Raw genomic sequence first — 12,684 nt, forward strand, 5'->3', positions numbered from 1 at the left:
AATGAATCTATATCCTACAAGGGAAGGGGCCCTATCCGAATGGACTGATTTATTCGTAGTATCAATTACTAATCACATACAACCTATGCGGGTTCCACTTTCCTGGATTAGGGAGTACGTCTCCATACAGGATTATTCAGCGAACCATATCGCTGAAAAGCTTTCTATGGCAGGCTTTGAGGTGGAAGCTGTTGATGATTCATCACAGAACGCAAAAGGTGTTGTAGTTGGCCGTATTCAAAGTGTAGATAGTCATCCGAATGCGGAAAAGCTCAATGTATGCAAGGTGGAAATTGGAAAAAACGAACCAATACAAATCGTATGTGGAGCGTCTAATGTCAAGCCAGGGATCCATGTGCCAGTCGCTCTGGAAGGGGCTGAGCTGAAAAATATAGGAATGAAAATAAAAGAAAGTGAAATAAGAGGAGTAAAAAGCTATGGAATGATTTGTTCGCTAAAAGAACTGGGACTTGAAAATGAATCTGAAGGAATAGCAATACTTGATGAAATTACAGATGAAGTAAGGGCTTTAGGTACAAAGGTGGATACCTTGTTGGGTTTGAATGACCAGGTGCTAGATATAGCAATAACCGCTAATAGACCAGATGGAATGTCAATTATTGGGATAGCGAGAGAGATATCTGCAATATTATCGAAGAAGCCATTAAAAGAAGAGGAACATTTAGAAGTAACTGAAATACAGCAATGGGACCCAAATAGCAAACAAGAGGAACTTGGAAACACTAATCTATATTCATTGACATTTATTGATGATATTAACAATAAATTAAAAACACCTAACATCATAAGAGAACGCTTAGATAAATGCAAGATTAATACAGTTAACCCTCTTGTAGATATAACTAACTACGTGATGCTTAAGGATGGCCAGCCATTACATGTTTTTGACATTGATGCTTTGGAAAAATTAACAGATAAAAAAGTAGACCAAGACAGTTTTTGTATAACCTATGCAAAGGAAAGCGAGTTGTTTGAAGGGTTAGATAATAACAAGATAACTCTGAATAATGATGTCCTTATGATCACGTGTAACGGTGTAAATGTAGCTATTGCTGGTGTAATGGGATCACGTCATAGCGGAGTTACGGACATGACAAAAAGAGTGGTATTGGAAGCGGCTGTATTTCCACAATCACTAATTCGTATAGGTGCTAGGTCAATTGGAATACGAACAGAATCAAGCAGTAGGTTTGAAAAAGGGGTGGCTGAAGATTTAACATTAGACAGCGCATTAGGTGCAGTAAGTATGATTAAAAAGGTCTGCGAGGCGAACCCAAAACAAACATGGTTCTACTCTGATAGTAAAATCAAAAAACGAAAACTAATACTAAGGCGTGAAGCTATAGAACGAATTTTAGGTCCTATAATTGATAAAAAAGAGGCTAAAGAACTTATTTATACTGAGAGACAAAAGGAATCTAATCAGAGAAATTCTAATGTAGAATACATCACAGATGAAAATATCGAGGAAATACTTTATTCACTGAATTTAGATTTTATTGGAATAAAGCAGGGATGGCAAGTGGAAATACCTGCCTATAGAGTTAAGGATATAACCCGGGAAATTGATATAATTGAGGAAATAGCAAGAATGGTTGGTTATGATAATTTTTCATATAATTTACCTGAGCCAATAAAGCCCGGCGTACTTAATGACGAACAAATTTTTGAAAGGACTATTAGAAATAGCCTTACATCTGTAGGTATTCAAGAGATCACTACAATGTCCTTAGTTGGCCGAGAGAAAAACAATCCAACCCAGGTTATAGTCAAAAACCCTTTCCTCTCAGAAGCTAGTTGTCTAAGAACAAATTTGTGGGAAGAGCATATTGAAATATGCAAACGAAATCTTAAGGCATCAAAATTAGGTTGCTGGATATTTGAAATAGGTAAAATATATCAGTTGGGAAGACAAAATGAAATCAATGAGAAAACCATATTATCTGGAATCATTTGCGGTGAGAAAGGAATGGAATTTTGGACAGATGAATCAAAAAAAATAAAAAATAATTACTATCGTGCAAGGGGCTTAATAGAATTAGTTTTTAGATCCATGAAATTAGAATTAGTAGATAAACCAATAAAGGATGAAAGACTACATCCTGGAAGAGCATCAGAACAGATACTGGAGGGCAAGCATTTAGGGTATTTTGGACAAATCCACCCTGCTATTTGTGAAAAAAATGATCTTCCTTATAATACGTTCCTATTTGAATTCAATTACAATCAACTATCTGTTGCTGCGACAAGGTCTAACAAGTTAAGACCAACTTTGAAGTCATTTGCCACAGTTCCTCATGTAGAAAGAGATATATCATTAGTTGTTGATAAGAATGTGTTAGCAAGTGATATTATAAGTGTAATAAAAAAATCAGCAAGACCTCTTCTAGAAACAGTAGAGCTAATAGATAGGTATGAAGATAAAAACATAGAGCAATTAAAATGTAGTCAGGCTTTTAGACTAAGATATAGAAGCAAAGAAAGAACACTGACCGATGAAATAATTGAACCAATTCACGAAAAAGTAAGAATTGCGTTAGTTAAACAACTAAACGCTGAACTTCGCAGTTAGAGAGGTTGACAATGTGAGAAATGTGATAACTTCCACATGTGAAGTTTGTGGAAAAAAATCGTAGGGGTTTACAGATTCAATTACATATAAGTTATCTTCGCAAAACGCTTTTAAATCACGGGCGTGAGTTGAAACATTGCAACTCATATATGCTATATAACTAGGACGTGAATTAATTATAGTCTGTATAATATTGCTTGAAAGACCTTTGCGAGGGGGGTCTAAAACAACAGCATTAAAATTGTTTATGTACTCAGAAATATGATTATCAACATCTTCAACAAGAAAATCTGCGTTATTCAGGTTATTAGCTCTTGCATTTAGTCTAGCCAAATTTATCGAATCACTATTTACTTCAATACCAAGAACATTTAAGCCCTTAAAGGCCAGTGGAAGGGAAATTGTTCCTATTCCACAATAACAATCAAGCACTGAATCTACATTTTTAGATGAAATCCAATCTACAATCTTAGTTACTGCTTGTTCGGCAATAGAGGTATTTAGTTGAAAAAAAGAGGTTGATGAAATTAGGAGACGCAGACCGCAGAAATATTCTTCTATGTAGGGTTTACCACAGACAAGAATAGTGTCATAACCAAGTATCGAGTTAGAGTAATTATCCTTTATATTTAAGGTAACCCCAACTATATGACTATCAGATTTCAACCATTTAGTAGCTAATTGTTCAAGGCCTGGTAGATTAGTTGTATTAGAAACTAATGTTAGTAATGTCTGATTAGTACGATTACTTGTACGAATGCCTAAAAACCGTAGGCCTGAAAATTTAACCTTGTCAGAATTCATTTGCCAACTTATATTATCAAGATCCGGTCTAATTAATTTTATCAAATAATTAATGTGTTCATTATGAACAGGGCAGGATGTCATATTAACGATGCTATGGGTGCCTCTTTGATAATATCCAATGTTTATTTCCCCACCTTTCTCTTTATTTAAAGGGATTAATGTGCGATTTCGATATCCAAAACTATTCCCACATGAATTAATTGGATTAAGCTTGAAATCCTTAATGTTGGAAATTCGAACTATAGAATCCAATACGTGTTTATTTTTTGATTGAAGCTGTTGATCATATTTTAAATGTTGAATAGTACAACCACCACACTGGGGAAAAACACTACATATTGGAGCCTCTCTATTCTTGGACAAAGAACGTATATCAAGTAATTCGGATAGCCAAATTGAGCCCTTTTTTCTCAAAAGGCGCACTACTGCAATTTCGCCAGGTATTAATCCTGGTACTGATACAACTGTTTTACCGGAACGGGCAATCCCGAGACCGTGGCGATCAAGATCAACACACTCGACTTCAATTTGCTTAGCCTCTAATTCCTGGAACATAATTGGCTATTTTCGATTAGTAATTTAATTGAGAAACCACTGTTCTTCCTAAACTCATATGAGACTATATTTAAGTCTTACCCTGAGTCTAATCATATACGTAGAAGATCTATTTTGTAGATATTGGATTTGTCGCTTCCGCCAGCTCCCAAATAAAGCATAAGATGTATAGTCTAGTTAATCTATACTAAGACCTATCATGGGACTAATAACGAGTCTCATATTAGACTAAGAAGATTGCTTATTACTGGTGTTTTAAGTCCTGTGCGTTCTGAAAGTCATCGCGTAACTGTCTATATAGCAGTTACGCGATGAGTGAAACCTTTTGCTGTAATTAGAATATGCTACATAAACTTTCTTTTTGGACGGATACTGGACGCTGAAGACTACATTTTGATCGAATTCAATTTTACATTGTTTGAATAATTTGCTTTTTTAAATGCATACCAAATGTATTCCAGTTCAAATCTCTCATTTGAAACTTAACCTTTTTCCGCAAAACAAGTCGAAAGTCAATTACGGAAACGAAACGTGAAACCCCAGTCAAGTGTCCATCTGTCCGATCTGAGACTCTTTTATAGACTAATCCTTAGTCTATAAATAGATGCATGAGACTAATTATTCTTTCTGTATAGCTCCTTTAGAAGTTGATATGCTTCATTAAGTCGCCTCATAGCTTCTGTAGATCCTCCTGCATCAGGATGATCCTCAACAGCCTTTTGCTTATATGCGTCTCTTATCCTACAAAGCGTTAAGGCAGAACCTGCTGTTGTAGGTAACGATAATAGTTTTAATGCACCATGTACGGTCATAGTTGATTCAAGAGTCTCAAATGAAGTTACATTTCTACTGCGTTTAAAACTATTAACAAACCTCCTTATAAGAGTTGGCATTCGTTGAGGAAGAGTACTAGTAGCAAAAGGATCCTCAAGTACACCAGCAATAACCATAACCTTTTCAAATGAAGGCGTTTCTGACCTCCATTCCTTACAGTGCTTTTGCATATTTTGATTTGCGCGAGTCCATGTAAACAATCCGGAGTCAGCTCCTTCAGTATGTAACCAAATATCCCTCGCTAACCAAACCATTGCGGCTTCGACGACTGTTTCGCCAGGTCTTTTTCCATATAGTGATTTCCAGTGTTGTGTAGCACTTTCTAGACTTCTTTCAATATCGTCACTGCTAACAAAGGCTACAAAGGGTTCATTATCTTGGTTAACTGGTTTTGTATTAGGCCGTAAACTTTCTTTAATACGTTGTCCTCTTTTACTTACAAAACCTGGTAAATCTATACCATTAGGCTTAGTACTTGTTGATTCCGGGATTCCAAAATTAAGGTTATTTCCTGATAATTGTTGAAAAGTTGAAGCTGTAGGTTTGTTCTTATCACCAATTAGAACAAGAGCTGTATTTTCGTCATAAGGCGTATTTTGAGAATTAATTTCTTGGATTGTTGATAATTCATTTTTGGTATCAGAATTAAGGCTCTCGATATCTAAAGACTTTGTTATAGGCAATGAATCCTCAAGTAAAACTTCCTCTAACAATCTCTTAAGGACAGCGCCTCTTGCTCTTAAGCCCCACTCTTTTTTCAATTCGTCAAATCGAGACACTAACTCTTCAGGAAGATCAACGGATATACGCTTATTTTTTTTCTGGGGTGACTCCGTCACGTAATTGAAGGGAGTGTATTTACATTATATTATTTGAATTATGGAATGATGCTAATAATTTTGATTATTTGTTTTAGATATGAAATTGCACTTGCTTCAACAAGCTTAACTATTAGCACATATTCGTCTAACTAAAGAAATCGATAATAATTAAAATTTTTTATTCTATTCCTTCCAATAATATGGCTATTTTGACTTCTATTAAAAAAGCTTAATAAAATATTCCTATGTAGAATTTCACTTAAAAACGTTACTAACCACAAATTTCAAAATTTCTACTAAAATAGAAATTGATTAAAACCACCACCTAAAAATGGATTCCTGTTACTCGGAAGGGACAGTACTAAAGGCCAGGAGAAAATTTCAGGCCAGAAGATTAATGGCCCTGAAAGGTTGGAGAGATTCTCTAGAAAGACGTATTGCAGCTATAGACGCATCAATCTCAACACTAGAAAATCAAATTAATAGAGATAATGAATTAAATATAAATTAATGATAGTCTATGAATATTTAAGGAAAAATATACTTAAGTTAGACTAAGTCAACTACCCCTTCAACCAACCTATCTGGTCCATAATTATATAACCAATTTATGTCTGATGATTCTGTAGCTAAAAGGTACCCAGCAAATCCCAGAGAATTAATACTAAAACCTTTATTAGATTCTTTTTTTCTCCTAATTAAACTCATCCAATCCTTTGTAATTAGTAAATTATATGGTTTCAGGGGTCTATTATTTAGTTCTGGTGAACCAATCTTTAGTTGATTGCAAAGGTTTAGGTATAAGTCATACATATCCTCAGGGGTCATTCTTTCAATACTTTTAATCGCTATAACTTTGCAGGAATTGAATAACAAACCCTTTCTTTCCTCTTTAAAATCTATAAGATCTTTAAACCAGTAGTCCCTTGGACAAAGCGCCTCATCAATTCGTCGAGGCAACAACTGTAAATGCCTATGAGGTTGGCTTGCCCCAGCAATTGGACCACTGTTAAAGAACCAAAGTCCTGTAGTGTCCTGATCTACCGTCAATAGAGCTTCCCAATCTTTATAAGTAAGCCAACCATTTTGAGGTGCCCACGTTTTAGTTATTAAAAGCATATGGCCTATTTGCACTGGATACTTGTTCAAAATCAGAGCATGATCCTGACCTATTTCTGCAATCTCTAGGTTTGTATCCCAAGGATTGAAAGCGTTCTCCTTTGGCCCATATATAGGGTTAGGAAATTTTGCTGTTTCTAAAAGGGTTCTTACTTCAAATAAATGTCCAAATTTATCATTTACAACTTCCATATGGGTTTTCAATGGAATAAGACTATTCTTATTTATTGCATAGTTGGTTCTATTTATTGCCTTCTTCCAATAAACTTCTTTAATCATTTGTGATCATAATCACTTCGTATCAAGCTTATCGACACTTTTCCCATTAGCATGAACAAGTTTATGACAAAGTAACTTTTAAGTCAGAAAAGCTAGATACGGAGTTGCATTAATACAAGAAAACATCTCGGGCGAGATATGGTGACCTCAAATTTTTTTCAAATTAAGCCCAACTAAATTTCTCCCACTGGTTTAACGGTAGAAAAGGGTCTCCAGTGCTCTCTGCGGGGCGCCAAAGCGCATCGGATCACTAATTCATCACTGAAGCGTTTCGGAATGGCTTTCCATGCCCCCTAGCGGGGCTTAGGCCTCGCTAGGGGCTTAGGCCTCGCTAGGGGCTTAGGCCTCGCTAAATCCTTTCGCAAGAAACCTGGTCACTGAAATGGGAAAGAATAAAAAGTAAAAGGTCTTTTCACAAAGATGATTTTAGGTGGAGTCTCCTCAAGCTTTTTGGGAATGAATTGTTAATTACCCTAAAAATTTCTTATTTACCGATATTTGGTTCAAATTTGATTCCACAACTCCTAAATCCCCTTATACCAATTGATCTCGGGCACTCTAGTGACCGAATTGATAGGGGTGGACTTAAAAATTACTGACACATTTTGTACATAGAAGGTTGACGTAGGCAGGGGGGAAGGCGTTAAACGTCAATCAGTTATTTCTCCTCAATGGATTGGGAGTTCACAGAAGACGGCGCCTTCCTAGCTCTTTGCGACGCGTTTAGGGAAAGCGGCGAAACGTCAGCCATAGAGTTCCTCGCCAATGGTGAAGGGGCATTTCATTTTCAAGAACTCACACAGAATGCCGCCGGTGAGGGCATTGACCTCAGCGACTCGGATTCCTTAGATGATTTCCAGCAAAATGTGATAGATACTATGGAAAGCTTATGCCAGGATTGAAATCAAAGCAGAGTGCTAACAACAAATAATGTTTGATTGGTTCTTCTTTGAAGTTTTATTTTTTGATTTAGTTTGATTTCTAAAAGAAAAAGTTTAACCGTCACTTTCTTTCATAGATATTAAGCTATTAATCAACAAACTAATCATAGTTAAGCACTAAAATACTTAGCCCTACTGTGTAACGCTACGATTGCAGTAGTGCTTTGCTCAGGATGAATTTGCTCACTTTCATCCATAAATAGATTAATTTTCTTTGCCTCTAGCCATTCTAATTGCTTCATTGAGTCTGCCACATTCGGACATGCTGGATAGCCAAATGAATATCTAGCACCTCTATACCTCTGTCCAAGAATATCCTTCAAAAGATTTGGTTCCAGATGGGCAAATCCACATTCTTTTCGTATTATTGAATGGACGTACTCTGCTAATGCCTCTGCTAATTGAACAGCTAAGCCATGAAAATACAGATAATCAGAATAATTATCTGTATCAAATAACTTTTTAGCAAACTCGCTTGCAAATGACCCCATGGTAACTGCCTGCATTGGCAAATAATCAACAGGTTTGTTTTCAATTAAATCGGCGAAATAATCAGATATGCAATAACGGTTGCCTGATCTCTGTCTAGGAAATTCAAAACATCCAATAGAGGAACAAGTGGAATCAAAAATTTCTAATCGATTTCCATCTCTCCCACAAGGGAAGTAACCATATACTGCTGAAGGTTGTAAAAGCTGATTTTCCTGGATCTCATTTAACCATTTTTTCAGTACAGGCTCTGCATTCTCCGAAATAAATGCGTTGTATTCATCCTGGGACATACCCTTAGTCTTTTTCATTTGCCATTGACTTGCATATAGTGCATTAAGGTCTAAATAAGGAAGAATAAATTTCAGTTCTAGATCATTTTCTGTCAAAACCTTTGGACCAAGAAATGGAGGTTTAACAGGGACTTCCTGACGGATCGTTTCAGAACGATGTGTACCTGATTTAAAACTAGCAGGTGATTCCGAATCATTTAAATTTTTTAAATTAATTTCTAATGACTTTTTCTGAGATAAACCTAGTTCGGTAATATTTATATTGTTGTTTAAAAATCCAGAACTATCATCCCACTCCTTGGTTTGTTTTGCCTTTATAAATGAATCCATAAATTTTAAATCAGTAAACGCATCCTTCCCATAAACAACTTGACCATTATAAACACTATTACAATCATTATGAACAAATCGAGGCGTAAGTGCTGCTCCACCCAGAATGACCGGTACTGATATACCTTCTCTATTTAACGCCTCTAAATTGTCTTTCATAAAAGCAGTAGACTTAACAAGCAAACCACTCATAGCAATGCAGTCAGCATTATGACTTTTCTGGGCGTTAATGATAGCAGAAATTTCTTGCTTTATACCTAGATTTATAACTTCATACCCATTATTTGATAAAATAATATCTACTAGGTTCTTTCCAATATCATGTACATCACCCTTTACAGTCGCAATGAGAAACTTACCCTTCGATACATTCTCAGCCCCGGATTTATCCATATAAGGTTCTAAATATTTTACGGCCGATTTCATTGTTTGTGCAGATTGAAGTACAAAGGGTAATTGCATCTTTCCTGAACCAAATAATTCACCTACAACCTTCATTCCATCAAGAAGGAATTGATTAATAATTTCAAGAGGTTTATATTTTTTCAAGGCTTGGGAGAGACATTTGTCTAAACCCTCCCTTTCACCATCAATAATGTGTTGTGGCAGCTGCTTCTCTATAGGAAGTGTAGAGATCTTTTCTTTTGAAGATCTGGCAGTTTTAGATGATATACCTTCAAAGATTGAAGTAAGGTTAGTTAGAGGGTCGTATGTACAAATTCCATTATTATATTTCCTAGAATCATGAATTAAATCATAACAAGCTTGTGTATGTTCTAAACTAATTTTGTTAAGAGGGAGTATTTTTGATGGTGAAATAATAGCAGAATCCAAACCAGCCTTAACACATAAATCAAGAAATACCGAATTCAATGTAATTCTCGTTGCTGGAGAAAGTCCGAAACTAATGTTAGATATACCCAGCACGATATGTACTCCTTTTAATTCTTGCTTGATAACTTTAATAGCATTTAATGTTTCAATTGCATTTCTTCTATCTTCCTCTATTCCAGTAGAGATGGGTAAAGCTAATGGATCATAAAAAATTTCATGCGGAGGCATACCTAATTCAGTTGCTTGCTTATATGCCCTCTCTGCTATATAAAACTTTCTTTCAGTTGTTCTAGCCATCCCTTTCTCATCAATAGTCCCAATTACTATTCCACATCCATATTTTCTTGCTAAATCTACGACTTCAAGAAACCTTCCTTCACCATCTTCATAATTAGTAGAGTTAATAATACTTTTACCTCCAGAAACTTTTAGACCACTTTCCATTTTTGTTGCCTCTGTTGAGTCGATCATCAAAGGCAAATTGATGTTTGTGACTAAACGAGAGACAAGTTCCTTCATATCAGATATTCCATTTCTACCCACATAATCAACATTGACATCAATCACATGAGAATTCTCTTTTAATTGATTTTTTGCAATGCCAACTAATCCATCCCAGTCTTCTTTGTTTAGTAATTCACGTACCTTTTTAGAACCACTTGCATTTAACCTTTCTCCAATAATCAAAAAAGAACTATCTTGCTTATAGGGCGTAGTACTATATATAGAAGATAATGATGGCACATAATTATAAAGAGATGTTCTATATGCCCTACTGTGCGGATTTCTGCATGGTCTTGGCTTTATTGTCATTGACAAGGATAGTTCCCTTAATTTCTCAATATGTTCAGGGGTTGTACCACAACAACCGCCTATAACCCTTACCCCTAAATCTTCTATAAAATGCATTAATTGCATTTTTAATTCAAGAGGAGTTAGTTTATAATGAGCTCTTCCGCCTATATTCTCTGGTAGACCGGCATTGGGAATGCAGCTAATAATAAATGGTGAATTCTGATCAAGATATTTTATATAAGATTTCATTTGCTCTGGACCCGTCGCGCAATTTAAACCTAATATATCTATTGGATATGGCTCAAGGATTGTTAATACTGCTGATATATCCGTACCAACAAGCATTGTTCCAGTAGTTTCTATAGTAACAGATACCATTATTGGGATATCACTTAATGCATGTTTTTTTGCATTCATTACTCCTTGAATTGCGGCCTTTATTTGTAAAACATCCTGACATGTCTCAATAATTATCATATCAACCTTGCCATCAATTAATCCACTAGCCTGCTGTTCATAAGATTGACGCATAGTATCAAAATCAATATGGCCTAAAGTTGGAAGTTTTGTTGTAGGTCCCATAGAGCCAGCTACAAAACGCTTTTGAGACTTTGTTGAATATTTTTCGGCTATACATTTAGCTATAAGACCAGCAGCTTTGTTAATTTCAAAACTTTCTTTCTCTAATCCATATTCTGCTAAAACAATAGAATTGGCCCCAAAAGTATTTGTTTCTATTACATCGCACCCAGCTTCTAAAAATTGCTTATGAACATCTTCAACATAACCTGGTGATGTTTTGACTAATATTTCATTACAACCCTCATATTCTGCGCCACCAAAATCGTCTGGCCCTAATTCAAAATTTTGAAGTGACGTGCCTGTAGCACCATCAAAAACAAGCACTGAATTATTTTGGGAGTAGAGACGTTTACGTAACTCTGAATCCCCTTTAGAAAGGTTTGAGGCTTTTTTTCCTACCAATTCCTTAGGAAACCAACAATAGAGAAAAAATTACCATGTCATATCAATTATTTTTATGCAGTCTTTAAATAGCATTAAGTTTAATTCGTGTTATCCAATGCCTATAGTCCTGATCGCGTCCTTCAGTAATCGCTACTAGCTTTTTCCTAAGTCTCGCCATAATAGGCCTATCAGAACCTAGCTTTGTTGATTCTATCTGCCTTATTGGAGTTATTTTTGCGGCCGTACCAGTAAGAAAGACCTCGTCTGCGATAAACAACTCAGTTTTGTCAACAGAACGTTCTACTACTCTGATTCCCATTTCCTGTGCAATCTCAATCACGCTAGCCCTGGTAATGCCTTCGAGAATGTCTTGATCTACCCCTGGAGTAATTAGCTGGCCATCCCTAACCAGAAAAAGATTCATACCACTCGCTTCTGAAATCTTTCCTCGACTGTTCAGTAATAGGGCTTCATCAAAGCCACTTAGAACAGCCTCCGTTTTTGCTAAGGAGCTTGTTATGTATGCACCACTTATCTTTCCCCTTAAAGGCAAACACCTATCTTCTTGCCTAGTCCAGCTACTAATCCTGCAGGTCACACCCTCGGGAGAGAGGTAGTCTCCTAGTTCTAATCCATAGATTAGGAAATCAGTTTCTATATTATGGAGTCTTGGCGCAATTCCTAAATCACTAGTATAAACAAAAGGTCTTATATATATAGGATTAGTAGGTTTATTAATAACTAAAAAAGCCTTTAATGACTGGACTATCTCATCTTCTTTCAACTCAGTTAATAAAAGGCGTGCACTTTGACTGAGTCGTCTTGCGTGTTTATCCAATCGAAATAGTAAAAGACTATCTGTGTCATTTGGATCTGGTATTGCTCTCATGCCTCCAAAGGCTGCAGTTCCATAGTGAAGTGAGTGAGTAGCTATTGAGACTCTTGCATCTTCAAAGGGAACACACTTACCCTGAAACCATGCGTAAGGAAGGAACTTGTGCATCGAGGGGCTATCCCGTATAAACAAA

General features: G+C 36.0%; 8 protein-coding genes. 3 read left to right on the plus strand and 5 right to left on the minus strand.

What is annotated here, in order from left to right:
- Positions 1-85 precede the first annotated feature (85 nt).
- Entirely contained in the window at positions 86-2,593 is a 2,508-nt protein-coding gene (gene pheT / locus SOI84_RS01595; RefSeq protein ID WP_320674660.1) for a phenylalanine--tRNA ligase subunit beta, read from the plus strand.
- On the opposite strand, the gene rlmD is transcribed toward pheT, so the two are convergent.
- Together rlmD and SOI84_RS01605 are read right to left on the minus strand one after the other, a co-directional pair.
- Positions 2,570-3,955: a 23S rRNA (uracil(1939)-C(5))-methyltransferase RlmD gene (gene rlmD / locus SOI84_RS01600; RefSeq protein ID WP_320674661.1), complete on the minus strand. Its 1,386-nt coding sequence runs from the start codon at positions 3,953-3,955 to the stop codon at positions 2,570-2,572. The two genes, pheT and rlmD, sit on opposite strands and share 24 nt — an antisense overlap.
- 614 nt (positions 3,956-4,569) lie before the next feature.
- Positions 4,570-5,628 (minus strand): molecular chaperone DnaJ, encoded by a 1,059-nt coding sequence (locus tag SOI84_RS01605; RefSeq protein WP_320674662.1) that lies wholly within the window; start codon positions 5,626-5,628, stop codon positions 4,570-4,572.
- Between the two features lie 313 nt (positions 5,629-5,941).
- Between SOI84_RS01605 and SOI84_RS01610 the strand changes: the two genes are divergently transcribed.
- On the plus strand, positions 5,942-6,121 hold the full coding sequence (locus tag SOI84_RS01610) for a hypothetical protein (protein ID WP_320674663.1): 180 nt from the start codon (positions 5,942-5,944) through the stop codon (positions 6,119-6,121).
- Positions 6,122-6,159: 38 nt separating this feature from the next.
- Here SOI84_RS01610 and SOI84_RS01615 read toward each other — a convergent pair whose 3' ends face one another.
- The gene (locus tag SOI84_RS01615) at positions 6,160-7,008 is read right to left on the minus strand and encodes a DUF4922 domain-containing protein (RefSeq protein WP_320674664.1); all 849 of its coding nucleotides are present in this window, start codon (positions 7,006-7,008) and stop codon (positions 6,160-6,162) included.
- Positions 7,009-7,679: 671 nt separating this feature from the next.
- Between SOI84_RS01615 and SOI84_RS01620 the strand changes: the two genes are divergently transcribed.
- Positions 7,680-7,910, plus strand: a complete 231-nt coding sequence (locus SOI84_RS01620) for a hypothetical protein (protein WP_320674665.1) — start codon at positions 7,680-7,682, stop codon at positions 7,908-7,910.
- Positions 7,911-8,059: 149 nt separating this feature from the next.
- Here SOI84_RS01620 and metH read toward each other — a convergent pair whose 3' ends face one another.
- Positions 8,060-11,674: a methionine synthase gene (metH, locus tag SOI84_RS01625; RefSeq protein WP_414153604.1), complete on the minus strand. Its 3,615-nt coding sequence runs from the start codon at positions 11,672-11,674 to the stop codon at positions 8,060-8,062.
- Positions 11,675-11,738: 64 nt separating this feature from the next.
- Entirely contained in the window at positions 11,739-12,659 is a 921-nt protein-coding gene (locus SOI84_RS01630; protein ID WP_320674667.1) for a branched-chain amino acid transaminase, read from the minus strand.
- Positions 12,660-12,684: the final 25 nt, after the last annotated feature.

The organism is Prochlorococcus sp. MIT 1341 (assembly GCF_034092415.1).
In the GTDB taxonomy this organism is placed as follows: Bacteria; Cyanobacteriota; Cyanobacteriia; order PCC-6307; family Cyanobiaceae; genus AG-363-P08.